A 23,853-nucleotide genomic window follows, 5' to 3' on the forward strand; every position below is an offset into this window, starting at 1 on the left:
ACTCAACAAGTCCAGCACCACCCGCCGCCGCGCCTGCGACAACCTCTCCGCCACAACACCCTCCAAACTCAGGCGTTGCGACAATCCCCTGAAGCTGCCTACACGGAGTGACCATTTCTATCCCCACCACGACCGTTCACCGCACACCTGCACCCCGCCGGGGGCAGGTGACAGGGTCTGGGCGGCGTACAGGTGGGAGGGTGGGGTGATGATCTATCGGTTCTCGGTTGGGCGGTTGGAGTGTGTGGTGGTGAGCGACGGTCAGCCGGGGCCGCCGTTCGAGCCGCCGTTGGAGGAGTTCTTCACACCTGAGTCCGGCGTACCTGACGACGTACTGCGGGATGCGAGTCACGGCCGCTCGACGCTGACTTGCGGATACAACTGCCTGTTCGTGAGCACCCCGGACGGGACGGCGGTGATCGACACGGGGTTGGGGGCGAGTTTCCTCGGGTACGGCGAGTACATCGAGCCGCTCGTCGGGCAACTGGACGGCGGCATGGCCTCCGCCGGACTGTCGCGGGCCGACCTGGCCGCGGTCGTGTTCACGCATCTCCACCAGGATCATTCGCGCGGCGCGATCTGGTCGGGTGAGCTGACCTTCCCCGCGGCGACCGCGTTCGCGCACGCGTCGGAGGTCGCGTTCTGGTCCGGCTCCGTCGACCTCCCATCGGCGCAGCCACACCTCGAGGCCGCTCGGGAAACCATCCGGCTGTTCGGTGACAAGCTACGGCCGTTCGAGTACGACGCCGAGATCCTGCCCGGCGTCCACGCCCTCTCCGCGCCCGGCCACACCCCTGGGCACTCCGCCATCCTCCTGCAGTCCCAGGGCGAACGCCTGCTCTGCGTCGGCGACACGTTCTATGACCCGCTCCAACTCACCAACCCGGCCTGGGCCACCCCATGGGATCTGGACGCGCCCGCCTCGATCAGCACCCGCCGCCAACTGCTGTCCCGCGCCGCCGACGAACAACTCCTGATCCACGCCTACCACCTCCCGTTCCCCGGCCTCGGCCACGTCCAACGCAACGGCTCCGCCTACACCTGGCACCCCGTCGACGTACCTGACAACGGGTAGCCCTCCCGCGCCCCCAACCACCTGACACCCACGCCGACGCCCGCGTCCCACACCTGGCACGCGCACCACCACACCTCGCACCACCACACCTCGCTCCCAGCACTTCGGCGGCGGCTCCGGCGCGCCATACCGACAGGTTGCCGAGGGCGGGAGACAGGTACTGGGCGCCGCGGACAAGAAATACCAGGTCCTGGCCCACGACAATCTGTCTCATGCCCCCGCAACTCACCCACACCTACGGCAGGGCAGCTGGATGATCCCCCAGAGTTGATGGGGCGGTCGGTCACGGTGGAGCCGAGCAGCGAGAGCCGAACGCCCCGCGCCCCGTCCGCCTGGCGCCGCTGTGTTCGCTCTCCTGGTGTGCCACTACCCGTTGGTCGGTACATGCTGCCGGCAACCAGACCCGCACCCGCCGCGCAAGCCTCGCCGGGGATGTCGGCCCGATGGGTGGGTACGGGCGAAACAACCGCTAGTGGAGGCAGGTGCGGAGGGAGGTGATCAGGCGGGTGGCGCGGGGATCGCCGCGGCCGAGCATTCGGTTGGCGGCCGGGGCGACGATCGAATTACGGGAGGACCCATTTCTGGTTGAGGGCGCTGTTGCAGGTGTTGAGGATCAGCTTGGTGCCGTTGGCGGACGAGCCACCGGTCGCGTCGAGGCAGAGGTTCGCCGCGGCGTTGACGAAGGCGCCGTTCGGTTGGGGGATCCAACGTTGACCAGGTGAGTTGTCGCAGGTCCACAACACCGCGGGCGTGTTGAGAGCGGTGGCGCGCGCGGACAAGCACTTGCCCATCGTGCGGATGGTGCCGTCGACCGTCGACGGTGTCCACTGCTGGTTGACGGAGCCCTTGCAGGTGTAGAGCGTCGTCGGCGTACCGTCCGCGGTCAACGCCTGGTAGACGTCGATGCACTTGCCGCCGATCCCGGTCGCGGGCCCGGTGTCCTGGAACACCCCGAACTCCCAGAACGAGTAGTAGCTCCCGGCAACAGCCCGCTTCGTCATGACGAGCCGGACGTACCGCGCGTAGTTCGCCGTGAACTTGATGTTGTCCGTCCCGCCGTCGCCGCCCACGCTCGACGCCACCGTCTTCCAGGTGCGCCCGCTCCCCGAAACCTGGATCTGGAACGACTTCGCGTACGCCGTGGACAGCCAGTTCGTCATCACCCGGTTGACGACCTGCACCGACCCGAGGTCGACCTGGAACCACTGCGGATCCGACCGCGCGCTCGACCACGCCGTACTCATCGAACCGTCCACGGCCTTCGACGCCTCACGCCCGGCCAGATAGACGCTCGAGGCAACAGCCGGCCGGCCTCGGGCGAGGTTACGTTTCAGGCCGAAGGCGGCCGTGTACGTCTTCGGCGTCGCCGGTGCGACGAGGTTGTGGTCACGTGGCCCGCCGTCGGACCACAGGCCGAACCGGTACAGCAGGTTCGCCGCGTTCGGCGTCGGATCCGTCGCCACCGAGACGCTCGAACCGATGATCGTTGTCACGCCGAGCGGACTCGTCCCGCTCTTGTCGGAGACCGTCACCGGCAAACCGGCCGGCGTCGTCGCGTACGTCGTCTTCACCGTCTTCGGGTCCAGCCGCACGCTCTTCGAATCGGTCAGCCCCTGCGCGTCCCGCGCCGTCAGCTTCAGCTCCAGGTACGACGGATACTCGTGATCCGGCGCCGTGAACGAGCCGCTCGCCGCCCCGGTCAGCGAGGTGATCGTATGCGTGTGGCAATCGCTCGGGCAGTGGTGCATGATCAGCGACCACGTCAACGCGGACGGCGGCAATGTACCTTGCTCGGGATCCGTCGCTGACCCGGAGAAGTTGATGGCATCGCCAACCTTCCAGGTCAGCGCCGGACCAGGTGCCGTGATCGTCGCGGTCGGCGCCGTGTTCGCGACATTGATCTGTGTGGTCGTCGTACTGCTCGTCTTCCCGTCGGACACCCGCAATCGCGCGGTGACGGTCCCGGTGGTGGTGTACGTGTGCTGCGCAGTCGCGGCCGTCGAGTCGTCGTACACGCCGTCACCGTCGAGATCCCACGCGTACGTGAGCGGATCACCGTCGGCGTCGTTGGACGCGGTCCCGTCGAACGTCACCGTCAACGGCGTCGGTCCGCTGGACGGGTCGGCCTGGATGACGGCGGTCGGCGGGTTGTTCGTGCCGTTGTAGACGTAGCGCAGGATCCGGCCGCCGTCGTAGTCGACCGTGAAGAGGTCGCCACCAGGACCCGACTGCAGGCGAGTCGCGCCGTATCCGGAGGCGAAGAGCTGGATGTTCGCGGGATCCGGGAGCCCGTTGCTGCCCTTCATCATCGCCCACACGCACTTGCGGCTGTAGTCGCTGAAGAACAACGCCCCGTCGTACGCCGCCGGGTAGTTGCCGCCCTTGTAGAACGAGAGGCCGGAGATCGACGAGCTGCCGCTGGTGCAGGTGTTGGCGATCTTGTCCGCGTGCCGGTAGGCGTAGTACGGCGCCGCGACCGCGGACGAGCCCGCGGCGTACAGGTTCTCGCAGATGTTCAGGTTCGCGCCGTCGTACCCGGGCTGGCGGGCGGCGCCCTCGTAGCACGGCCAGCCGAAGTTGGTGACGCCCGCGGTCGGTACGACGACGCGGTCGATCTCCTCCCACGTCGAGTAACCGACGTCGCCGATCCACAGCTCGTTCGTCCCCGGCCGGAAGGTGAACCGCATCGGGTTCCGCAGGCCGTCGGCGACGATCCGGCGGGCGTTCAGGTCGGCGCTGCTGATCAAGGGGTTGTTCGGCGCGGCCTGTCCGGTCTCGGGATCGATGCGGATGATCGAGCCGTCCAGCGTGGCCGGATCGCCCGCGGTCCGCAGGTCCTGGGCACGCAGCGCGCCGCCTTCGGCAGTGGGCGGGGTCAGTGTCGCGCCGACCGGCGCCTGACCGTCGGCACACGGATTGTCAGGCGTCGTATCGGATGCGGTGTAGCCGTCCTGCCCGTAGTCGACGTAGTTGAAGCTCGCGCCGTCGCCACCGCCGGCGTACAGGTACCCGTCCGGGCCGAATTCGATCGAGCCGATCGAGTGGCTCGGGTACTGCTGGCACCAGTCCTCGACGAGCACCTGCTCCGCGCCGTTCGCGTTCAGCACCGAGACCCGGGCGCTGACCTGGCAGCCGTCAGCGGTCGGGCCGGGCGGCGACGGGCACGGGTCGGCGTCGGTGTCCGGCGTACCCCACTTCGGCGTCGGCCCGCCGATCAGGCCGTCGTGCGTGTACAGGACGTAGATCCGTGGATCCGTCGGGAAGTCCGGATGCAGCGCCAGGCCGAGAAGTCCGCGGTCCCAGTAGTTGTGCACCTCGGTCCGCAGGTCGGCGTACACACTCGGTGTCGGATCGTCGAGCGAGTCGAAGACCTTGATCAGGCCGCTCTTCTCGGCGACGAACACCCGGCCGTCCGGCGAGAACGCGACGTTCGTCGGACTGTTCAATCCGGTGAACACCACCTGTTCACCGAAACCGGTGGGCGTGACAGCAGCGCGTGCCGGCGTGATCGCGACCAGCGGCAGCAGCAGTACGACGCACAACGTGGACAGCGCGCAGCGCAGCCACCGGGCAGGAATCCTCACAAAAGCCCCCCAGGCCAGAAATCCGGTACCCGTCCCCTCACAACCCCCTGCGGGCACTCGGACCGCGTCAGGATGACCTCCACCGGTGACGCGGCGCAAGACCCGGCCAGCATTCGTTTCAAACAATCCACCGCGCGGTCACTCCACCGATCGGACCGGGCACACTGGGCTGATGATCCGCACTGTCCGGGAGTTGCCGACGGGGCCCGGTGTCTATCGTTTCCGGGACGAGGCCGGGAAGGTGCTGTACATCGGGCGGGCGCGCAATCTGCGCCGTCGCGTGCAGTCGTACTGGGTGAACCTCGGCGACCGTCCGCATCTGCGGCGGATGGTACGGCGGATCGCCCGCGTGGAAGGTGTCTGGTGCGACTCCGACCACGAAGCGGCATGGCTCGAACGCAATCTGCTCGAACAGTCCAAGCCGCGCTGGAACCGGATGGAGGGCGGCGCGGAGGTCGTCGGGTACATCCGGCTCGCCGACGGATCCAAGCCCGGCTTGCGTTTCGAGCACACGGTCAGCGGCGGCGGGCCGTACTTCGGGCCCTACCTCGGCGGGTTGCGGATCCGGCAGGCGATCTCGGGGCTGCATCGCGTGCTGCCGCTGCAGTACACGGTCGCGGGGGACGGGTCGGCGGAGGAGTTCGGACGGTTGTTCGGCATCGGGCCGGCGGATCGGGAGGCGTTGGCGCAGACGGCGATCGCTGTGCTTTCTCGTGACCCGGCCGCGGTGGCGGCGTTGCGCGATGCCTTGGTCCTGCGGCGAGATCGGGCCGCGGGGGAGCTGCGGTACGAGTTCGCGGCCAAGGTGCAGGGGGAGATCGAGGCGCTCGAGTGGATCTGTTCCGAGCAGAAGGTGAGTTGGCTCGAGCCGCGGGACGCGGACGTGTACGGGTGGGCGGACGGCGTACTCGTGCGGTTCGAGGTGCGAGGCGGTCGGATGTCCACGTGGACGCAGCGCGCGGTGGGCGAGGCGACGGCGCGGTCGCGGGTGGCCGCGACGCCTGAGCTGTGGCGACCGTTCGCCCGGCGCAACGCCGAACTGGCCGCGCGTCTGCTCAAGGTGACTTCCTGACTACCTAGCATGTTCTTTCATGACACAGCCGCCGAACCAGCCTTATCCGGGGCCGCCGCCGTATGCGCCGGGTCCGCCGAAGCGGTCGCGGGGCCGGTGCTCATCGTCGGCGGTCTCGTGCTGCTGCTCGTCGTACTGATCGTCACCGGTCTCGTCCTGATCATGAATCGCGGTGACGGCAAACCGGCTGCTGTGTCCGAGTCGACCCCACCGGCCCGAACCAAACCGTCCGATCCCAAGGCCGTCGAGTTCCGCCGCGTACTCACCTCGAAGCCCGGCCGCTGCGCGACCCCGTCGCCGGCCGGTACGGCGTGTGACGACCAGGGCAACCTCTACACGCTGGGCAAGGTCGAGCTCGACGGCAGCAACGTGTCCGAGGTGAAGGCCGGATACGACCCGGCCCGGGGCACCTCCTGGTACGTGAACCTCACCCTCGACGCCCAGGGCGCCAAGCTCTTCGGCCAGCTGACGGGCAGCATCGCCAAGCAGCAGCCCCCGGCGAATCAGTTGGCGATCGTCATCCACGGCGAGGTGGCCGCCGCCCCGGCCGTTCAGTCCGAGATCACCGGCGGCCAGGTCCAGATCTCCGGCGGCTACACCCGCGCCACCGCCGAAGCCCTCGCCAAGAAGATCACCGGCTGACTTGTTCGGATCAGCGGTTGGTGACCTCGAAGGCGACCACCGCGGCGGCGACCGCGACGTTCAGGGACTCGACGCCTGAGTGCAGGGGGATCTGCAGGTCGGAGTCGGTGGCGACCGTAATGCCGTTGGTCTCGCCGCCGAGTACGTAGACGGCGCGGGGGGCGAGCTCGGTCTTGAACAGCGAGTCCTGCGATCGGGCGGACAGCCCGTACACGTGGTACCCGGCGGTCCGCAGTACGTCGACTGCCGCCTTCGCCGTCGACGTGTTCACGATCGGCGCCTGGAACGCGACGCCGGCCGACGCCTTGATGACGAGCGGCCCGACGTGCGGCGTACCGGCCCGGGGGAGGATCACGCCGTCGAACCCGGCGCCGGTCGCGGTCCGCAGAATCATTCCGACGTTTCCCGGATTGGTCACGCCGTCGAGCAGGAAAACGTTGGTCGGCCGTTTTCCGCGAGCCCGCACGAACTCCTCCAGCGGGGTCATCCGGGGCGCGTCCACGTCCGCGACGACGCCCTGGTCGTGCTTACCGTTTCCGGCCAGCCACTTCACCCGGCTGGCGGTCGCCCGCTCGACCGGCGTCCCGTACCGCTCGGCCGCCCGCAGGATCTCCTGCATCGAGTGACCGGTCGCGTTGTCGGCGAGCACGACCTTCGCCACCGACAGGCTCGGGTCGTGCAGCGCCTCCAGTACGGGTTTGCGCCCGTAGACGGTGATCCACTTGTCACGAGGCGATTTCTTCGAATCCACCCGCCTACCGTAGCGCCGGGTTCGTCGGCCTACCGTAACGCCGGGTTCGTTGCTTTCCCGTCCAGCCAGAGCATGTTGCTCGGGTCCGCGTGCGGGCCGGTGCTGCCGACGTGCTTGTCGCTGATCTGCGCGCCGTTCTTGATCACCTGCACCAGCGCCATCCCGTGACCGCGGCCGAGGTCGTAGTCCGCCTTCAGCCAGTCGAGGATCGTGCCGGCCTTCACGTCGGCCGAGCCATATCCGCGCTGGTGGGCCTCGTCGACCAGTGCCCGCGGGGTCTTTCCGGTCTTTTCCTCGATCTTGTCCAAGTACGCCTGGAGCGACATCGTTTCCTCCTGGGGTGGTTTCCGTACACCCCTGCGTCGGGCGGCTCGTGCGGAAATCGACACCGACGATCAGGAAACTTTCCGCAACACCGCGAGCACAGTTTCCGCCGCGCGGTCGATGTCGGCCGGTCCGGTGGTCCAGTTGGAGACCGAGATGCGCATCGCGGCCCGGCCTTGCCAGGTGGTGCCCGACATCCAGCAGGTGCCCTCCTCCTGGACCTCCGCGACCACGCGCCGGGTGAGCGCGTCGTCATCCCCGAAGCGGACCAGGACCTGGTTGAGGACCACGTCGTTCAGCACCCGTACGTCGTTGGCCGCCAAGATGCCGGCGAACCGTTGCGCCATCGCGTGGCAGCGGTCGACGATCTCGGCGATCCCAGTACGGCCGAGCGCCCGAATCGCGGCGTACACCGGAATGCCCCGGGCCCGCCGCGAGAACTCCGGGTTGAAGTCGAGCGGGTCGCGTTCGCCGTTCTCGTCCTGGATCAGGTACGCGGCGCGGATCGACATCGCGGCGCGATGGGCCTCGGGATGCGCGCACAGGACGAGGCCCGAGTCGTACGGCACGTTGAGCCACTTGTGCGCGTCGGTCGCCCACGAGTCGGCCAGCTCGATTCCGTCGACCAGCCCGCTCAGCTGCGAGCTGACCGCCGCCCAGAGGCCGAAGGCGGCGTCGACGTGGACCCAGGCCTGCTGCGCGAGCTCGCAGATCTCGGTCATGGGGTCAATTGCTCCGGTGTTCACGTTGCCGACCTGGGCACAGACGATCTGCGGCCCGTCGTCGGCCAGTGCCTCGGCGAGGGCGTCCGGGCGCATCCGGCCCTGTTCGTCGACCGCGATCGGCACGATGCAGCTCGTCCCCAGTCCCAGGAACCGCAGCGCCCGGTCGATCGTGTCGTGCCGCTCCGCCCCGGCCAGCACGCGGATCGGAGGCGCGCCGATCAGGCCGTCCCGTTCGACATCCCACCCGGCACGCTGCAGTACCTCGTGCCGCGCGGCCGCCAACCCGGTGAAGTTCGCCATCTGCGCACCGGTCACGAAACCCACCGACGTACCGCGCGGCAGCCCGAAGAGCTCGACCAGCCAGCCCGCGGTGACGTCCTCGACCACGGCGGCCGCCGGCGATGCGGCGTACAGACCGGCGTTCTGGTCCCATGCAGTCGTGAGCCAGTCCGCGGCCAGCGACGCCGGCGTGGCGCCGCCGAACACGAACCCGAAGAACCGCCCGCTCCCGCTCGGCAGCAGCCCGTCCTCGACCCCCTCCGCGAGCCGCACGACTACGTCCCGCGGGTCCGTCGGCCCGCTCGGCAGCGGCCCGCCGAGCCTCTCGTGAAGGTCCTTGGAGCTCGCCCGCGGCCCGACCCGCCGCTCCGGAAGCCCTTGCAGGTACGCCGTCGCCCGCTCGTACGCCTCGCTGAGCGGCCCCTCCCAATCAACCATGCCTCTTTTGTACGCCTGAGAGGTCGGCTGGCCGTACAGTGCGCCCATGCAAATCCGGAGCCGGTGGTCGGCGATCGTCGGCTATTCCCTGGTCGGCGCGGCGACCCAGCTGGTCTGGCTGAACTTCGCGGGCGTCACCACTGTCGCCGCGTCCCGGTACGGCGTGTCCGAGAGCGCGATCGGGTGGCTCGCCCAGGTCTTCCCGCTGCTGTACGTCGTCCTCGCGATCCCGTGCGGCCTCGTGCTGGACCGCTGGTTCCGCGGCGGGCTGCTCGCGGGCGCCGTACTGACTGCTCTGGGCGCCGTCGTGCGGCTGATCGGCGACGACTTCGGTTGGCTGCTCGCGGGGCAGATCCTCGCGTCGATCGCGCAACCACTGGTCCTGAACGCCGTCACCGGCATCACCGGCCGCTACCTTTCCGAGAAGGATCGCCCGACAGGCATCGCCATCGGCACGGCCAGCATCTTCGCCGGCATGGTCATCGCCTTCCTCCTCTCCGCCGTCTTCACCACGTCCGCGTCCATCCCCGCCATGCTCGCCCTCAGCGCCACCTTCTGCGTACTGGCAGCAATCGTCCTCGCCATCGCCGTCCGCGGGCCGCTCGAACCCCACACCAGCCCCGACCGTGGTGCGTTGGCAGCCGCGTGGGGCGACCCGTTGATCCGTCGCCTGTGCGTGCTCGCGATCTTCCCGTTCGGCGTTTTCGTTGCCATGAGCACCTTCGCCCAGGCGCTCCTCGAACCAGCCGGCGTCGGCGGCGGAACCGCGAGCACGATTCTCCTGCTCCAGGTCATCGCGGGCGTCGTCGGCAGCGCGACCATCCCGATCCTCGTCGTCCGCCGACGCGCCGAGTCCGGCCTCCTCGTCACCAGTCTCACCGTCACCGCCGCAGCCTGTGTCCTCCTCGCCCTCGCCCCGGGCGCGGTCGTCGGCTTCGTCGCGATCACGGTGATCGGCCTGGTGCTACTCCCTGCCCTCCCGATCGTGCTCGAACTCGTCGAGCGCCGTACCGGAGAAGCCGAAGGCACCGCGGCCGGCTTGATCTGGATGGCCGGCAACCTCGGCGGCCTGGTCGTGGCGGTCGTCGTCGGCCTGCTCGTCGATCACCCGCTGGCGGCGTTCCTCGTGTTGGCCGCGATCGCGCTCATCGCCGTACCGGGGGCTCGCGCTCTTCGCGCCCCGATCGCCGCAGTGCGATCGCAGTCGCAGCTGTAGCGACCAATCCACCCACGCCCGCGGTGACGAACGTCGTACGGGCGTCGGTGCGCTGGAGGAGCAGGCCGCCGAGCACGTACGACATCCCGGCCGCGAGCCCGATCGCGCCGTACAGATTGCCGAACACGCGACTGCGCAGCTGCGGCGGTACGACGCGTTGCAGGTACGTGTTGACGCCGACGTCGATGCCCGCGATCCCGAGCCCGCGGATCACCTGCAGCGCGAGCGCCGCCCAGATCGCCCACGCGAGGCCGGTGACCAGGTTGCCCGCGCTGCTCACCGCGAACCCGAGGAGGATGAGGACCGGCATCGTCAGCCGGCCCGCGTACCGCGCCAGGATCGCGAAGCCGACGATCAGCCCGATGCCCACCCCGGCGTACAACGTCGCCGCCGCCGAATCGCTCCCGCGCAACTCGTCCTTCGCGAGGAACACCATCGCGACGTCGTCCACCCCGTTGAACGCGACGGTGGCGAAGAACCCGATCCCGATGACGCGGATCTGGGCCGTTCTGAGGATGTACCCGAGCCCGTCCCGCGCGTCCTTGAGCACACTGTGGCCGGTCGCCTCGGTCGGCGGGATCTTCGGCAGCCTGGCGAGCAGACCAGCGGACACGAAGAACGTCGCCGCGTCGACCAGCAGAATCCCGCGTACGTCGGTGACCAGGAACAACCCCGCCGCGACGATCGGACCGACCGCCTCCAACCCGCTCGTCCCCGCCCCGAGCGCCGAGTTCGCCGCCTCGAGCTGATCGTCCCGCACCAACGCCGGCATGGCGCTCCGCGAAGCCGCCTGAAACACCTGCGCCGTAACACTCCGAACCGCCACCATCACCAGCAACACTTCGAGTGGCGGCAGAACGAGGGCCATGGCGACCGTCAGCGCGCCCTGGACGAGATCGCACCCCACCATCACCCGCCGGAGATCGAACCGGTCGCCCACTACCCCCGCGAACGCCCCGAACAACCCCGGCACAAAGTCCCCCGCCAGCAACAGCAACGCGACCGCGATGGCCGCCCCGGTCGATGCCTGCACATAAAGCAGCAACGCCACCAACCCCAGCGAGTCCCCCAACACAGAGACCGCCCGAGCCCCCCAAAGAGCCCCAAACGCCCCCGACCCCCGCAGCACCCCCCACACAATCCTCTAGTATGTATCCGCACACCGGCCGGTGTGGCGCAACTGGCAGCGCACCGCTCTTGTAAAGCGGGGGTTACGGGTTCGAATCCCGTCACCGGCTCTCTGACCTGGGCATATACCCTCGGGCATGCTCCTGGAGGTCTGGGCATGGCCGAGCTGGTCGGCGACCTCTCGCGGCGTCTGCCCGGCGCCCTCGAGAATCGTGGCGGTCGTCGGTGCCGTGTCATGCTGGCGTGGTGGAGGATGGGCTGCTTGCGGAGCTGCGGTTGCCGTCGCCGGTTGTTGAGATCGACGATGACCGGCTGACCGCTGCGGGGGTGCGGGTTCTGCTGAAGCGGGATGATCTGATTCATCCGGAAGTGCCCGGCAACAAATGGCGGAAGTTGAGGTACAACGTCGCGACTGCTCGGGAGTTGGGGTTCGAGACGCTGTTGACGTTTGGCGGGGCGTATTCGAATCACCTTCGGGCGACTGCGGCGGTCGGGTCGTACTGCGGCTTCAGCACGATCGGTGTGGTCCGGGGTGAGGAGCATCTGCCGCTCAACTCGTCGCTGCGGTACGCCGTCTCGCGCGGTATGCGGCTGATGTACATGGACCGTACGACGTACCGGGCGAAGGCCACGGACGTTGTGCTCGAGGCGCTGCGTGAGGAGTTCGGCGACTTCTATCTGATTCCTGAGGGTGGTAGCAACGCGGACGCGGTCCGGGGATGTGCAGAGTTGCCGGCGGAGCTGGATGCCTCGGTCGACGTTGTGTTCTGTGCGGCCGGTACCGGCGGAACGCTCGCAGGTGTGGCCGCCGGTGTGCGGACTGACCAGGTCGTGATCGGCGTTCCGGTCTTGAAGGGTGGCGCATTCCTTGAGGGCGAGATCGCTGGGCTGCAAGAGCAGGTGTACGGCGCTCGGAGAGGGTCGTGGCGGCTCGAATGTGACTACCACTTTGGTGGCTACGCGAAGCGGACGCCTGAGCTCGGCGAGTTCATCGACGACTTCGAAGTGCGGCACGGGCTGAGACTGGACTGGGTGTACGAAGCGAAGATGATGTACGCAGTGTTCGACCAGGTGGCTCGCAACGCGTTCCCGAGAGGTACGACGATTGTTGCCTTGATCAGCGGATCTGGCGAGGTTCCAGAGATCTGACGGTCAGCCTTCGAGCCAGTCGAGGCGCCAGTCGCGGATTCAAGATCTGGGGGTAGGAAATGACGTTGGGTGAAGTCATCGAACGGCTCGCAGAATTCAACCGCGAACATACGATCTACGCGGCCAAGCCATGGACGGTCGATTCGGAAGCCCGCGTCCAACAGGATCCGCATTCGACAGCTCCGTTAGACGGATTGGACTACCTCCTGGACGTCTACACCGCACTGGATGTCATCGAGGTTTGGAGCGAACATCGAGATGGAGCGCGCCCGACCATCGCTGAGCGATGCGCGGCTGTGGTGTGTTACGCGAATCATGACGACTACTTGATTCCGGACCAGTAAGACATGTGCCCCAACATGAGTCATGGCGCACGTAGCTTCGCGGCATTGGAGTTGGCTGAGCGGGGCATGGATCACGGCGCGCGCGCCGGGCGTGGGGGATGCCGAGAGAGTTCTGGCGGAGCAGCATGTAGATATGGCGGCGAGGGATTTGGTGTTCGGGGTGGGGGACAGGGTTCGGACGTGGGGACGGTTCGTGGCCGGGGCGGACGGTGACTGGTTGGACTTGGCCCGCGTGCATGATTTGACGTGGAAAGCACCGGGCTGGAAGTCAGATCGGTCGGTTCGGTTGATCGGGGCAGATGGCGAGGCAGTCGCTGCCGGCATCGCAGCGAACCGAGGTCTGGGCGTCTCGGTGGTTGGAATCTGGGGCGACGAGAGCATCGAGGTCGAGGTCCTGTCGGCTGAGATCCCTGCTCGGGAGGCGGGTGCAGTTCGAAGGGACCCGCCGTGCCCGCCGCCGCCCGGTGGCTGGCGGCACGACGTGGTCGAGCTGGACGTTGACCTCCGCGACCGCGAGTCGTCCGGACCGATCGTCCACCTGGCGATCTTCCGATCCTCCCCGGAGCAGGAAGTGTTGGTCGTCGCTGCCACCGATGTGGACGCGGTGATCCGGCAGCTGTCGCCGAAACTGCCACGGCAGTTATGCGTGGTGCCCAGCCGGTTCACCCGCGCTCAGATCAACGAGGTGTACGACGTCCTGCACGCCCACTGGCGAGACTGGCGCCTGGAATCGTTCGGCACCGGCTCGGATGAGCAGGCTCAACCGTTCATCGCGGCGATGATGTTCCGGGTCACCGCTGAGATGGCTGAATGGGCCGACGCACTGCCCGAGGGCCTGGTCCGCCTCGAACCGACGCTGAGCCCGGCCCATGGATAACAGCCATTACGAGGCGTTTCTCGCCTATACCGACTACGACCCCGAGTACGTCGAGGCCGAGCAGTATCTCGCGAAAGCGCTACAGGTCGACCTTGACGACGACGAGCACTTCGGCGACGACTGGGTCATCGAGCCAGCAGACTGGATGCTCGCGCGATGCCGAGCGGTCGTGGAGTCTCAGCCGAAACCCGACGTACTCGACGCGCTCGTTCTCGGGCTGCACGGTTCCTATCAACGGAAGGCCGTGCACGACCTGCTGACCGCCATCGCGCGCCAAGCCGTCACGCTGTGGCGGGCAGGCGACCAAGGCCTCAGAGTCCGCGACCTGATCCGTGACACCGCACATGCCTACAAGTACGGGACCAGAGCGACGGATCTCGACTTTGTCCTGGAATTCTGCGACGAACCCACCTTCGCGGCAGAAGGCGACGACCACGAGGATCTCCGCGCGTACTGGTTCGACTCCTTGATCAAGATCAAGCAGCCGACCGTCGCCGAGTTCGCGCGCGCCATCGCGCGCACCGATCTCGGCCGCTGGGAAGACTACCGCATCACCGGCGCTCTGCGCATTATCGGCAGAGTCTGGGAACCTGGCGACGCCGAACTCTGTTCCCAGATCGCCAGCGACTACCCAGACGCCGAAATTCGCCGCGACGCGAAACGTATCCTCAAGCGCCACGGCACCTTAGGGAGCTAGGCAGCGTCGCCCGTACAGCGATCCGGTACGCCGTCGCGCGCGAAACGCCGTACTTCGCGGCGAGTTCGTCGGCCGGCGTCCCGGCGGAGAACTCGCCGGCCAGATTGTCTTCGAGCTGGGGCGTGAGCTTGCGGGGCCGGGAGCGCGGTCTTGCCGGACTCATGGGCCGACGCGACCGCTCCTGCTTGTAGATCAGCTCGACTTGACCGAGGACAGCAGCGACGCCTTGGCCATCTCGGTGGCCGGTCTGGGTTTGCGGGTGTCGAATGGGATCGGCCCGCCGACCACGTTTACGTGGATCCCGGCGTCGGTGAGGTCGGTGAACAGCTGGAGCTCGGACAGGACGACGACGTCGCCAGCCCGCAGCCGCAGCCGGCCCTGCCGGGATGCCGTAGCTGGTGAGGGTGTGGACCTGGCGGTGCAGGTCCTGCTTCTTGGTCGAGACGCGGGCATACCCCACTCGATCCCCGTACCGACTGGCTCGCTGTCGCTGTCGGGAGTCGACACTGCCGCCGCTTCGGCGAGGGTGTTGAGAAACGATCGATTCGCAACACGATCGTCGCCACGTGAGCCTCAGCGACTACGTCGCGGACATCAGTCCGCAGATCTGTATTCACCGGTCACTTAGGCGCTCCGAATGGAAGAGGGTTCGACCACGCCGCGGGAGTCGGGGAACGAGAGTCGTTCTCGGGCTGTGAGGGGGTCCGCATGAAGCGCGTCATCGGAGTTTTCGTCGCCGGAATCGGGCTGTTCCTCCTGCTTCCGTTCGCGGCGTACACCACCGCCGGGGACTACGTGATCCTGGCGCCCCAGGCGACGCTGTCCGAGGGAGGCAGAAGCGCCACCGCGGCGTACACGATCATCAACCTGACGGATCGCACGTCAGGTGAACCCAAACTCACGACGAATGACCCGAACGCCGACACCGACACGAAAGCCGCCAGGCGTGGGCTTGTAATTAGTGTCAGCATGGTTTGAACCTGAGGTAAGGCAGCTGATCGGCGCGGTGCCGATACGCCCGTATGCCGGCGTCAAGGTTACCTTGACGCTGCTACGGTGCGTGATGCCATAGACACTGGGTGACAGTTCAGGCTCACCCAGGCCACGCAGGGTTGCGGTTGCTGCGTTTATTGCGGATACTTCAGTTGTCGACCACCGATGAGCACCGGCGATCGATCACAGGAGGAGTTAGTTATGAGCCCCGCAGAACTAGCCGCCGCGCGGCCAGACGCCGCCCAGGTTCATTCCGCAGATATCGCCATGCGGCGAGTCAAGCGCTACTTGGCCAGTCACGCCGAGGAGAGCGATATTCGCGTGGTGGTCGGCGGCGATCCTGACGACACCTTGGCTGTTCCGCGGAGCGCTATGGAGCTTCTGGCCAAGATCCTTGCGCACATGGCCGCCGGCCAAGCCGTCTCGGTGGTCCCTGCCCACGCTGAGCTGACAACCCAACAGGCGGCATCCATGCTGAACGTCTCTCGGCCCTACCTTATTGGCCTCTTGGATGCCGGAGCAATCGAGTATCGCAAGGTGGGGACGCATCGCCGTGTACGAGCCGATTCCCTGATGGACTATAAGCGCAAGGACGATCATGAGCGTCGCGAGGTCGCCGATGAGCTGACTGCGCTCAACCGGGACATGGGCCTGTACTGACGTGTCGTTCATCGTCGTATACGACGCCAACGTTCTCTATCCCAACAGCCTGCGCGATCTGCTAATCCGGGTCGCGCAGGCTGGTCTTGTTGAGGCGAAGTGGACCGACGAGATCCTCGACGAGACTTTCCGGAACCTCAAGCTCAACAGGACCGATCTCGATCCCGCTAAGCTCGATCGCACGCGTGAGTTGATGAACCGAGCTATCCGGGATGTCCTGGTCACTGACTACGAACCTCTCACTGAGATCCTGGACCTACCGGATCCCGATGACCGGCATGTCCTCGCCGCAGCGATCAAGGCCCGTGCGCAAATGATCGTGACAGACAATCTAAAGGATTTTCCCCAGGAGAAGCTGGCGCCGTGGAACGTCGAAGCTCGAAGCGCTGACGACTTCGTGCTCGATCTCATCGACCTGAATCAGCAGGCGGTCTACGCCCAGGTGCAGCGGATGGCCGACGCCTGGCAGAACCCCCCAGGCAGCGTCGATGATGTTCTCACGTCCCTCGAGCATGTCGGTCTGCTCGGAAGCGTCGCCACTCTACGTGCCTGATCGCTCGGTCGAACTTGCAGACCGCAGCTGATCGAGACTGCCGATGGGGTGATCCCGCGCCCGACCGGGCACCTGGGTCTCCGGCACGCGCAGGTGGCACTCCGGGGGATGGGTGCTCCAGCGCTTGCCAGCAGCACCGCCATCCGGCGCCCGGTTGGCACCGACGGTCTCGTAAGAGGCCCGGCTCGGCGGACACCCGCAACTCGGATATGCGGGTACCCATCAACGACTACGACCACGCGATCGCCAACGTTGATGCCTCTGACGCCGCACGTCGAGTCATATGGCGGCAAGTCGGGCCCAAACCGTGATCGACGTCCGGGTCTTTTCGCCGCCACTGCCTCTTGGTGCAGTCGAACCCTCTGGTCAGGTGACGGTGAGGCCGCGGGTTGCGAAGTGGTGGCGGGCGGCGGCGGTTTGTTCGGGGGTGGGTGTGGGGTGGCCGGTGAGCGGGAAGGTGAGGCCGAGCTCCTGGTACTTCGGGATCGCCAGGGTGTGGAAGGGGAGTACGTCGACCCGCTCCACGGTCCCCAGGCCGGCGACGAAGTCCGCCAGCGGCGCGAGGTTCCCGGGTGCGTCGTTGAGACCGGGGACGAGGACGAACCGGATCCAGATCCGGCGCTCGAGGCCGGCCAGTCTCCGGGCGAACCGGAGCGTCGGAGCGACGTCACCGCCTCCGGTCACCTGCGCGTACGTCGCGGGTACGAACGACTTGATGTCGAGCAGCACCAGATCGGTGTCGAGCAGCAGGTCGTCGGTCGCCCTGGCGCCGAGCGCCCCGGACGTGTCGAGGACGGTTGACACGCCGTCCTCCTGGCAGGCCTTGAAGACGGCCGCGGTGAACTTCGGCTGCAGCAGTGGCTCACCACCGGAGACGGTGAGCCCGCCGCCGGTCCGGTCGAGGATTCTCCGGTACCGCTGCACCTTCTGCATGACCTCGGGCACCGTCGTCCGCGCGCCGTCGCGCTCGGACCAGGTATCGGGATTCTGGCAGTACAGGCACCGCAACGGGCAGCCCGCGAGGAACAGAACCAGCCTGGTTCCGGGCCCGTCCACCCCGGTGGACAGGTCCCAGGAATGCACCGCTCCGGAGCACGTCGCGCCGGCCGTGGCGGTGGCCGGCGCGACATCCAGGCCCATCGTCAGAGCCCGGCGTGGAAGGTTCGGTTCACGACGTCCAGTTGCTGTTCGCGGGTCAGCCTGACGAAGTTGACGGCGTACCCGGACACGCGAACGGTGAGCGAAGGGTACTTGTCCGGATGTTCCATTGCGTCGAGCAACGTCTCGCGATTCAGCACGTTGACGTTCAGGTGGAACCCGCCGACGTCCATGTAGCTGTCCAGGACGCCGGCCAGGTTGGCGATCTGCTCGGATCGCGTCCGCCCGAGTCCGGCCGGTGTGATCGACGACGTGAGCGAGATGCCGTCGCGCGCGTCGTCGTACGGCAGCTTGGCGACGCTGAGCGCGGCGGTGAGCATCCCGTGGTGGTCGCGGCCGTTCATCGGATTCGCTCCGGGTGCGAACGGTTCGCCCGCCCGTCGGCCGTCCGGGGTGTTACCGGTGTTCTTGCCGTAGACAACGTTCGAGGTGATGGTCAGGACGGACTGGGTCGGCTCGGCGCCGCGGTAGGTGTGCTGGGCGCGGACCTTGGCCATGAACGTCTGCACCAGGTGTACGGCGATGTCGTCCACGCGGTCGTCGTCGTTGCCGAAGGTGGGAAAGTCCCCTTCGGTGACATAGTCCACCACCAGGCCGCGGTCGTCCCGGACCGGCCGGACCTTCGCGTGCTTGATCGCGGACAACGAGTCCGCCGTGACCGACAGGCCGGCGATGCCGCACGCCATGGTCCGGTGCACCGGGTAGTGGTGCAGCGCCATCTCGAGTCGTTCGTAGGCGTACTTGTCGTGCATGTAGTGGATGACGTTGAGCGCGTCGACGTAGGTTCGCGCGAGCCAGTCCATCATGGTGCCGAGACGGTCGAGTACGTCGTCGTACCGCAGGACCTCGCCGGTGACCGGTCGGGCAGCGGTGGCGATCTGCGCACCGCTGATCTCGTCGCGGCCGCCGTTGATCGCGTACAGCAGCGCCTTGGCGAGGTTCACCCGGGCACCGAAGTACTGCATCGCCTCGCCGACCGGCGCGGCCGAGACGCAGCAGGCGATCGCGGCGTCGTCGCCGTACCGCGACCGCAGCAGCTCGTCGCTCTCGTACTGGATCGAGCTGGTGTCGAGCGAGACCTGGGCAGCGAATTCCTTGAACCCGGCCGGCAGCTCCGGTGACCACAGCACGGTCAGGTTCGGTTCGGGCGCGGGGCCGAGGTTGTACAGCGTCTGCAGGAACCGGAAGGAGCTGCGGGTGACCAGCGGCCGGCCGTCCGCGCCGATTCCCCCGATGCTTTCGGTCACCCAGGTCGGGTCGCCGGAGAACAGGGCGTCGTACTGCGGGGTCCGCAGGAACCGGATGATCCGGAGTTTCACCACGAGCTGGTCGACGAGCTCCTGCGCTTCGCTCTCGTCGATGACGCCGGCGTCCAGGTCGCGTTGCAGGTAGATGTCCAGGAACGTCGACGTCCGCCCGAGCGACATCGCGGCGCCGTTCTGTTCCTTGGTGGCGGCGAGGTAGGCCAGGTACAGCCACTGGACGGCCTCGCGTGCGGTGGCCGCGGGGCGCATCACGTCGAAACCGTAGGAGGCGGCCATCTCGGCCAGTTCCCGCAGCGCCCTGATCTGCTCCGACAGCTCCTCGCGGTCCCGGATCACGTCGGCGGTCGAGCGCCGCTCGTCGAGCGCGGCCTTGATCTGCTCGCGTTCCCCGATCAGCCGTGCGACGCCGTACAGCGGGACGCGGCGGTAGTCGCCGATGATCCGGCCGCGGCCGTACCCGTCGGGCAGACCGGTGATGATCGCCGCCTTGCGGGCCGCGCGGATCTGCGGGGTGTACGCGTCGAACACACCGTCGTTGTGGGTCTTGCGGTAGGTGCTGAAGATCCGCCGTACCGATGGATCGAGCTCACGGCCGTACGCCTGCAGGCTGTCCTCCACCATCCGCAACCCGCCGTACGGCATGATCGCCCGCCGGAGCGGGGCGTCGGTCTGCAGACCGACGATCACCTCGGCGTCGCGGTCGATGTAGCCCGGCTGGTGGCTGGTGATCGTCGAGGGCGTGACCGCGTCGACGTCCAGAATGCCGCGCTCGCGCTCGGCCGGGAACAACGCGGACACGGTGGACCACACCCGCAGCGTCCGGTCGGTGGCCGGCAGCAGGAAAGAGCTGTCACCCAGGTACGGGGTGAAGTTGTGCCGAATGAAATCGGGTACGTCGATGTGCTCCCGCCACCTGCTCCCTCCGAAGGACCGCCACGCCTCGTCTGTCCTGGGCTGTTGCTCGATGGTGTCAGTCATGACCTCTCACCCGTTGTCGTCAGCTGTCGGATTCAGACTCCGCGACAGCGACCCACCGCCCGTAGAGCCGAAAGACCCACCGTCGCGTCCATCGGTCACCAGCCGCGCCCCGGGAGCGTCGTCGAGGTCGACGACGGCAGGATCAGGCCGAGCCGGGAGTCGTGGCGCACGTAGAGGACATGGCCACGGCGCCGGTCCGGGTCGCGGTAGAACACGAACGGTTCGTGCCCGGCACGGAGGCGTTCCCTGGCTTCCGCGAGGGTGAGCACCGGGACGCCGGTGGGGCCGAGCACGGCGTATCCGTCGTCGTCCGTGCGGTACGTCAGCGCGTCCGCGCCGTCGGTCCCGGTGAAGAGGTAGAAGTTGTGGTCGAGCAGGTCCATCTCATAGGCCGCCTCGTCGGGCGTCAGCGGTTCGAGGGCGAAGGTCTTGCGCCGGATCACCGGGCGATCGCCGGAGACCGGTCGTGGCGGTTCCGGTGCGCCGCCGTGCCGCCATTCGTGCTCGGTGGCGACGGCAAGCCATCGGTGCCGCGTGCGGGTCCGGGCACGGAGCTGGATCAGTTGGCGCTGCAGGCGGTCCACGACGAGATCGGCTGCCTCCTGGAGTTCGGTGGCGTCGACGCGGGCGCGCACCGGCGTACCGTTCACGTCGACGGACACCTCGGCGCGGGCGGGGTGCTCGAGCGCCGGGTTCGGCTCGTAGGTGAGCGTGACGTGTACGTGCAGGACCCGGGCGGAGACCTTCGCGAGCACCTGCTCGATCCGTCGGAGCGCGTAGGCGGCGGCGCCGCGTGGAACGGTACCCCGCGCCGTGTACTGGATCGGGACATCGTTCGGTTGCGTGGTCATTCGAACCCTCCTGAGAGTTGGCTGCCACTACCAGCCTCCGTCTCGGACGCATCCACAGAAGGGTCCTGTGTCACTCGGGAACCGGACCTTCACCCGGGACAGGGCCCGGTGTTTCGGGACTTTGGACCCTGACCTGACGGTCGGGAGACGGCGTTCCATAGCTGGCGTGAGAACTCTCGTGGACCCCAAGGACACCGTCGCACTGCAGACCCGCCTGCGGCACCTCGCGGAGCAGTTGTCGCTCGAGTACGCCGGTTCTGTCGCGCCCGGCCGGGTGCTTCGGCTGGTGTTCACGACCGGGCACCGTCTGCGTCGCCAGGGTTACGGCTGTGAAGACCTCCTGCGCGTCACCAAGTCCAGCGTTCGCGCCGACCTGACCACGCTCATCGGCGCCGGCCTGTCGGCACGCAGCCTCGCCACCGCCTGACTGTCAGTAACCGAAGTCGCGGCGCGCCAGGCCTGCGAAGCCGGCGGTGAGTACCGCGGCGGCGAGCGCGCTCATGATGAGGAGCGGCGGTGCGGTGACGGTGTCGAGCGGGGCCTGCGGGAGGTGGACGAAGGGCGACGCCTGCCGGCTCCAGTCGGGCAGGTTGAAGGAATCGGCGAACATGGCGACCACCGCGCAGTACCCGACGAAGGTCCAGGCGACCGAGGCCGCGGCGCGGGGAAGCCATCCGATGGCCAGGACGGCGACCGCGACGAGAAGCCATACCGCGGGTAGTTGGACGAGAGCGACGCCGGCCAGGCGGAGGGCCTGGGCTGGGTCGGAGATCGCGATGCCGTAGGCGAGTCCGTGCCCAAGTCCGGCCGCGGCGACAGCCACCGCGCTTCCTGCGAGCGTGACGGTGACGTGGCCGCCGAGCCACGCCCGGCGGCTGACCCGGGTCGCAAGCACCGGTTCGGCGCGTCCGGACGTCTCCTCGTGCCGGGCCCGCATCGCTCCGGCCACTGCTGACGCTCCGGCGAGCAGCGCGCTGATCAGGATCACCAGAGCGAGGTACGAGTTGACGACCTCGGCCGCACCTCCGGGCAGGTACTGCGCGATCTCCGGGTTGTCGGCGACGTACTCCTCGACGGAGTCGGCGAACGAGCCGTAGGCGATGCCGAGCACCAGCAGCCCCGCGGTCCAGCCGATGATCGAGCCGCGCTGGAGGCGCCAACCGAGCCCGATCGGCGATCGCAACGCCCACGAAGCGGTCGCGCGGCCCGGCCGGTAGGGCAACAGGCCGTCGCCGAAGTCACGCCGGTCCAGCAGGATCAGGGCGACGCGCACGAGTACGGCGCCGGCCGCGAGCGGGAGCACCAGCGGCCACCACCGGTCGCCCGCGTACGGGAAGGTGCGTTGTCCCCAGCCGATCGGGGACAGCCACGACCAGACCGGGTTGCCGATGTCACCGGCCGCGCGCAGCACGAACGCCGTACCGATCGCGATGCCGACAGCGCCGTACACCGACCGGGGATTCTCGAACACCTGCACCGCCACCGCGGTCATCGCGGCGAAGGCGATCCCGGCACCGGCGGCCGCGGCGCCGAGCAGGACCGATCCGGCCACCGGCAACCCGGTGCCGGCGGCGGCCCCGAAGACCACGATCGCGACGGCGAGGTCGGCGATGCCTGCCACGCACAGCGCGGCGACCAGGGGAGCGTGGCGGCCCGTCCGGGTCGATCTGATCAGCTCTCCGCGGCCGGTCTCCTCGTCGGTACGGGTGTGCCGGCCGACCAGGAACATGTTCATCAGGCCGACGAGGATCGCGAGGAACCCGAAGATCTCGAAGACGACCTCGCCGCCGATCGTGTCGAGCAGCCGCTCGGGCCCGCTCATCGCGAGCAGCGCGGCGTTGCCGGTCATGGTCGCCCGCAGCTTGGCGAGAGCTTCCGGGGTGCCGTACAGGTCCTGGCTGCCGACCGACTGGTAGCCGACCAGCAGTCCGGAGCCGATCAGCCACCAGGGGAGGCCGCGACGCTCCTGCCGCAGCATGAAGCGCACCAAGATGCCTGCGCCCGCGGTGGTGGTCACGACTTGTCCGCGCCGTCGTAGTGGCGCAGGAACAGTTCCTCCAGGGTCGGCGGCGTGCTGGTGAGGCTTCGTACGCCGAGGCCGGACAGGTGCCGCACCGCCTCGTCCAGGTGCGCGGTGTCCACGTCGAACACCGCGTGCCTGCCGTCGACGGTGAGGTCGTGAATGCCGGTCAGCCCGGTGATGCCGTCCAGCGGGCGGAAGGTCTCGACCGAGATCGACGTCCGGGTCAGGTGCCGGAGTTCGGTCAACGTGCCGGACTCGACGATCCTGCCGAGCCGGATGATGCTGACCCGGTCGCACAGCGCCTCGACCTCGGCGAGGATGTGACTGGACAACAGAACGGTCCGGCCCTCGGCCTTCACCTCCTCGATGCACCGCTGGAACTCCGCCTCCATCAGCGGATCCAGGCCGGACGTCGGCTCGTCCAGCAGCAGCAACTCGGCGTCGGACGTCAGCGCGGCGATCAGGCCGACCTTCTGCCGGTTGCCCTTGGAATAGGTCGAGGCCTTCTTCCGCGGGTCGAGGTCGAACCGCTCCAGGAGGTCGTCACGGCGGCGCCGGTCGAGCCCGCCGCGTAACCGGGCCATCAGATCGATCACCTCGCCTCCGGTGATCGCCGGCCACAAGGTGACGTCGCCCGGCACGTACGCGAGCCGCGCGCGCAGTGCGACGCCGTCGGCCCACGGATCGCCGCCGAGGAGACGGACCGTCCCGGCGTCGGCGCGCAGCAACCCGAGCAGAACCCGGATCGTGGTGGTCTTACCCGAGCCGTTCGGTCCGAGGAAGCCGTGGACCTCGCCGGTTCGTACGTCGAGGTCGAGCTCGTCCAGGGCCCTGGTCGTCCCGAAGGTCTTGACCAGACCGGTCAGCGAGATCGCGGACGTCATCGGTGTCGTCCCACACAACGCGGCATCGGGGCCTCCCCAGTCGGTGAACAGCCGTCCAGTACGACGATCCGCGGCGCCCCGGGCACCGGCAAGGGCGCTTGGTCCCGATCCCGCCGGGACCTTCGGGTCCCGGGCCCGCCGCCGACCCGCCGGCCGGCGCCCCGATCCGGAGCCGGTCGGCCCTGCT

24 protein-coding genes and 1 tRNA gene are annotated in these 23,853 nt (G+C 68.0%); 13 read left to right on the forward strand and 12 right to left on the reverse strand.

Translation table 11 applies throughout. The features are described from left to right. Positions 1–208: 208 nt before the first annotated feature. Entirely contained in the window at positions 209–1,075 is an 867-nt protein-coding gene (locus E0H50_RS36570; protein WP_165547425.1) for an MBL fold metallo-hydrolase, read from the forward strand. 563 nt (positions 1,076–1,638) lie between these two features. Here E0H50_RS36570 and E0H50_RS36575 read toward each other — a convergent pair. Next, a complete protein-coding gene (locus E0H50_RS36575) occupies positions 1,639–4,659 on the reverse strand; it encodes a PQQ-dependent sugar dehydrogenase (RefSeq protein WP_131295609.1) in 3,021 nt (1,006 codons plus the stop codon). A 172-nt stretch (positions 4,660–4,831) separates the two neighbouring features. On the opposite strand from E0H50_RS36575, the gene E0H50_RS36580 reads away from it, so the two are divergent. Both E0H50_RS36580 and E0H50_RS36585 read left to right on the forward strand, forming a co-directional pair. Then, entirely contained in the window at positions 4,832–5,731 is a 900-nt protein-coding gene (locus E0H50_RS36580; RefSeq protein WP_131295610.1) for a GIY-YIG nuclease family protein, read from the forward strand. Between the two features lie 9 nt (positions 5,732–5,740). Beyond that, positions 5,741–6,373 carry a SecDF P1 head subdomain-containing protein gene (locus E0H50_RS36585; protein ID WP_131295611.1) on the forward strand — a complete coding sequence of 211 codons (633 nt, stop codon included), beginning with the start codon at positions 5,741–5,743 and terminating at the stop codon, positions 6,371–6,373. A 10-nt stretch (positions 6,374–6,383) separates the two neighbouring features. Here E0H50_RS36585 and E0H50_RS36590 read toward each other — a convergent pair whose 3' ends face one another. The 3 genes from E0H50_RS36590 to E0H50_RS36600 form a co-directional block, all read right to left on the reverse strand. Next, the gene (locus tag E0H50_RS36590; protein WP_131295612.1) at positions 6,384–7,124 is read right to left on the reverse strand and encodes a TrmH family RNA methyltransferase; all 741 of its coding nucleotides are present in this window, start codon (positions 7,122–7,124) and stop codon (positions 6,384–6,386) included. Between the two features lie 29 nt (positions 7,125–7,153). After that, complete coding sequence (locus E0H50_RS36595; protein WP_131295613.1) at positions 7,154–7,450, reverse strand: DUF4287 domain-containing protein; 297 nt, start codon at positions 7,448–7,450, stop codon at positions 7,154–7,156. A 69-nt stretch (positions 7,451–7,519) separates the two neighbouring features. Further along, a complete protein-coding gene (locus E0H50_RS36600) occupies positions 7,520–8,890 on the reverse strand; it encodes a pyridoxal phosphate-dependent decarboxylase family protein (protein WP_131295614.1) in 1,371 nt (456 codons plus the stop codon). 46 nt (positions 8,891–8,936) lie between these two features. Between E0H50_RS36600 and E0H50_RS36605 the strand changes: the two genes are divergently transcribed. Beyond that, the gene (locus E0H50_RS36605; RefSeq protein ID WP_131295615.1) at positions 8,937–10,106 is read left to right on the forward strand and encodes an MFS transporter; all 1,170 of its coding nucleotides are present in this window, start codon (positions 8,937–8,939) and stop codon (positions 10,104–10,106) included. Here E0H50_RS36605 and E0H50_RS36610 read toward each other — a convergent pair. Beyond that, positions 10,036–11,244: an MFS transporter gene (locus E0H50_RS36610; RefSeq protein ID WP_337590391.1), complete on the reverse strand. Its 1,209-nt coding sequence runs from the start codon at positions 11,242–11,244 to the stop codon at positions 10,036–10,038. The genes E0H50_RS36605 and E0H50_RS36610 overlap by 71 nt on opposite strands. A 27-nt stretch (positions 11,245–11,271) precedes the next feature. On the opposite strand from E0H50_RS36610, the gene E0H50_RS36615 reads away from it, so the two are divergent. The 5 genes from E0H50_RS36615 to E0H50_RS36635 all read left to right on the forward strand — a co-directional run bounded on the left by E0H50_RS36615 (position 11,272) and on the right by E0H50_RS36635 (position 14,301). Next, positions 11,272–11,344, forward strand: a tRNA-Thr gene (locus E0H50_RS36615). Positions 11,345–11,480: 136 nt separating this feature from the next. Then, positions 11,481–12,383: a 1-aminocyclopropane-1-carboxylate deaminase/D-cysteine desulfhydrase gene (locus E0H50_RS36620; RefSeq protein ID WP_131295616.1), complete on the forward strand. Its 903-nt coding sequence runs from the start codon at positions 11,481–11,483 to the stop codon at positions 12,381–12,383. A 65-nt stretch (positions 12,384–12,448) separates the two neighbouring features. After that, positions 12,449–12,727 carry a hypothetical protein gene (locus tag E0H50_RS36625; RefSeq protein ID WP_131295617.1) on the forward strand — a complete coding sequence of 93 codons (279 nt, stop codon included), beginning with the start codon at positions 12,449–12,451 and terminating at the stop codon, positions 12,725–12,727. A gap of 22 nt (positions 12,728–12,749) precedes the next feature. Beyond that, positions 12,750–13,604, forward strand: a complete 855-nt coding sequence (locus E0H50_RS36630) for a hypothetical protein (protein WP_131295618.1) — start codon at positions 12,750–12,752, stop codon at positions 13,602–13,604. Further along, on the forward strand, positions 13,597–14,301 hold the full coding sequence (locus E0H50_RS36635; RefSeq protein ID WP_131295619.1) for a hypothetical protein: 705 nt from the start codon (positions 13,597–13,599) through the stop codon (positions 14,299–14,301). Before E0H50_RS36630 ends, E0H50_RS36635 begins: the two co-directional genes overlap by 8 nt. Here E0H50_RS36635 and E0H50_RS36640 read toward each other — a convergent pair. Further along, entirely contained in the window at positions 14,273–14,464 is a 192-nt protein-coding gene (locus E0H50_RS36640; RefSeq protein WP_131295620.1) for a helix-turn-helix domain-containing protein, read from the reverse strand. The genes E0H50_RS36635 and E0H50_RS36640 overlap by 29 nt on opposite strands. A gap of 29 nt (positions 14,465–14,493) precedes the next feature. Then, complete coding sequence (locus E0H50_RS36645) at positions 14,494–14,754, reverse strand: hypothetical protein (RefSeq protein ID WP_131295621.1); 261 nt, start codon at positions 14,752–14,754, stop codon at positions 14,494–14,496. 255 nt (positions 14,755–15,009) lie between these two features. On the opposite strand from E0H50_RS36645, the gene E0H50_RS36650 reads away from it, so the two are divergent. From E0H50_RS36650 to E0H50_RS36660, 3 genes are all read left to right on the forward strand, one after another. Further along, complete coding sequence (locus tag E0H50_RS36650) at positions 15,010–15,279, forward strand: hypothetical protein (RefSeq protein WP_131295622.1); 270 nt, start codon at positions 15,010–15,012, stop codon at positions 15,277–15,279. A gap of 216 nt (positions 15,280–15,495) precedes the next feature. Then, positions 15,496–15,954, forward strand: a complete 459-nt coding sequence (locus tag E0H50_RS36655) for a helix-turn-helix domain-containing protein (protein WP_131295623.1) — start codon at positions 15,496–15,498, stop codon at positions 15,952–15,954. Between the two features lies 1 nt (position 15,955). Then, positions 15,956–16,507, forward strand: coding sequence for a PIN domain-containing protein (locus E0H50_RS36660; RefSeq protein WP_131295624.1), 552 nt, complete (start codon positions 15,956–15,958; stop codon positions 16,505–16,507). A 366-nt stretch (positions 16,508–16,873) separates the two neighbouring features. On the opposite strand, the gene pflA is transcribed toward E0H50_RS36660, so the two are convergent. From pflA to E0H50_RS36675, 3 genes are all read right to left on the reverse strand, one after another. Beyond that, complete coding sequence (gene pflA / locus E0H50_RS36665) at positions 16,874–17,647, reverse strand: pyruvate formate-lyase-activating protein (protein ID WP_131295625.1); 774 nt, start codon at positions 17,645–17,647, stop codon at positions 16,874–16,876. A gap of 2 nt (positions 17,648–17,649) precedes the next feature. Further along, positions 17,650–19,908 carry a formate C-acetyltransferase gene (gene pflB / locus E0H50_RS36670; RefSeq protein ID WP_131295626.1) on the reverse strand — a complete coding sequence of 753 codons (2,259 nt, stop codon included), beginning with the start codon at positions 19,906–19,908 and terminating at the stop codon, positions 17,650–17,652. 95 nt (positions 19,909–20,003) lie between these two features. After that, positions 20,004–20,759, reverse strand: coding sequence for a ribosome hibernation promotion factor (locus E0H50_RS36675; protein ID WP_131295628.1), 756 nt, complete (start codon positions 20,757–20,759; stop codon positions 20,004–20,006). A gap of 166 nt (positions 20,760–20,925) precedes the next feature. On the opposite strand from E0H50_RS36675, the gene E0H50_RS36680 reads away from it, so the two are divergent. Continuing rightward, positions 20,926–21,186 (forward strand): hypothetical protein, encoded by a 261-nt coding sequence (locus E0H50_RS36680; protein WP_131295630.1) that lies wholly within the window; start codon positions 20,926–20,928, stop codon positions 21,184–21,186. A gap of 3 nt (positions 21,187–21,189) precedes the next feature. Here the strand turns inward: E0H50_RS36680 and E0H50_RS36685 are convergent, their stop codons facing one another. Together E0H50_RS36685 and E0H50_RS36690 are read right to left on the reverse strand one after the other, a co-directional pair. Continuing rightward, positions 21,190–22,776: an ABC transporter permease gene (locus tag E0H50_RS36685; RefSeq protein ID WP_131295632.1), complete on the reverse strand. Its 1,587-nt coding sequence runs from the start codon at positions 22,774–22,776 to the stop codon at positions 21,190–21,192. Continuing rightward, a complete protein-coding gene (locus E0H50_RS36690) occupies positions 22,773–23,666 on the reverse strand; it encodes an ABC transporter ATP-binding protein (protein WP_131295634.1) in 894 nt (297 codons plus the stop codon). Before E0H50_RS36690 ends, E0H50_RS36685 begins: the two co-directional genes overlap by 4 nt. Positions 23,667–23,853: the final 187 nt, after the last annotated feature.

The organism is Kribbella sindirgiensis (genome assembly GCF_004331435.1).
GTDB classification, from domain to species: domain Bacteria; phylum Actinomycetota; class Actinomycetes; order Propionibacteriales; family Kribbellaceae; genus Kribbella; species Kribbella sindirgiensis.

What these genes read in the sequence shown, in the direction of transcription:
- E0H50_RS36570 (WP_165547425.1), top strand. Translation starts at nt 209, where the DNA reads ATGATCTATCGGTTCTCGGTTGGGCGGTTGGAGTGTGTGGTGGTGAGC.
- E0H50_RS36580 (WP_131295610.1), top strand. Translation starts at nt 4,832, where the DNA reads ATGATCCGCACTGTCCGGGAGTTGCCGACGGGGCCCGGTGTCTATCGT.
- E0H50_RS36585 (WP_131295611.1), top strand. Translation starts at nt 5,741, where the DNA reads ATGTTCTTTCATGACACAGCCGCCGAACCAGCCTTATCCGGGGCCGCC.
- E0H50_RS36595 (WP_131295613.1), bottom strand. Translation starts at nt 7,450, where the DNA reads ATGTCGCTCCAGGCGTACTTGGACAAGATCGAGGAAAAGACCGGAAAG.
- E0H50_RS36600 (WP_131295614.1), bottom strand. Translation starts at nt 8,890, where the DNA reads ATGGTTGATTGGGAGGGGCCGCTCAGCGAGGCGTACGAGCGGGCGACG.
- E0H50_RS36605 (WP_131295615.1), top strand. Translation starts at nt 8,937, where the DNA reads ATGCAAATCCGGAGCCGGTGGTCGGCGATCGTCGGCTATTCCCTGGTC.
- E0H50_RS36630 (WP_131295618.1), top strand. Translation starts at nt 12,750, where the DNA reads ATGGCGCACGTAGCTTCGCGGCATTGGAGTTGGCTGAGCGGGGCATGG.
- E0H50_RS36635 (WP_131295619.1), top strand. Translation starts at nt 13,597, where the DNA reads ATGGATAACAGCCATTACGAGGCGTTTCTCGCCTATACCGACTACGAC.
- E0H50_RS36640 (WP_131295620.1), bottom strand. Translation starts at nt 14,464, where the DNA reads ATGAGTCCGGCAAGACCGCGCTCCCGGCCCCGCAAGCTCACGCCCCAG.
- E0H50_RS36645 (WP_131295621.1), bottom strand. Translation starts at nt 14,754, where the DNA reads ATGCCCGCGTCTCGACCAAGAAGCAGGACCTGCACCGCCAGGTCCACA.
- E0H50_RS36650 (WP_131295622.1), top strand. Translation starts at nt 15,010, where the DNA reads ATGAAGCGCGTCATCGGAGTTTTCGTCGCCGGAATCGGGCTGTTCCTC.
- E0H50_RS36655 (WP_131295623.1), top strand. Translation starts at nt 15,496, where the DNA reads ATGAGCCCCGCAGAACTAGCCGCCGCGCGGCCAGACGCCGCCCAGGTT.
- pflA (WP_131295625.1), bottom strand. Translation starts at nt 17,647, where the DNA reads ATGGGCCTGGATGTCGCGCCGGCCACCGCCACGGCCGGCGCGACGTGC.
- pflB (WP_131295626.1), bottom strand. Translation starts at nt 19,908, where the DNA reads ATGACTGACACCATCGAGCAACAGCCCAGGACAGACGAGGCGTGGCGG.
- E0H50_RS36675 (WP_131295628.1), bottom strand. Translation starts at nt 20,759, where the DNA reads ATGACCACGCAACCGAACGATGTCCCGATCCAGTACACGGCGCGGGGT.
- E0H50_RS36690 (WP_131295634.1), bottom strand. Translation starts at nt 23,666, where the DNA reads ATGACGTCCGCGATCTCGCTGACCGGTCTGGTCAAGACCTTCGGGACG.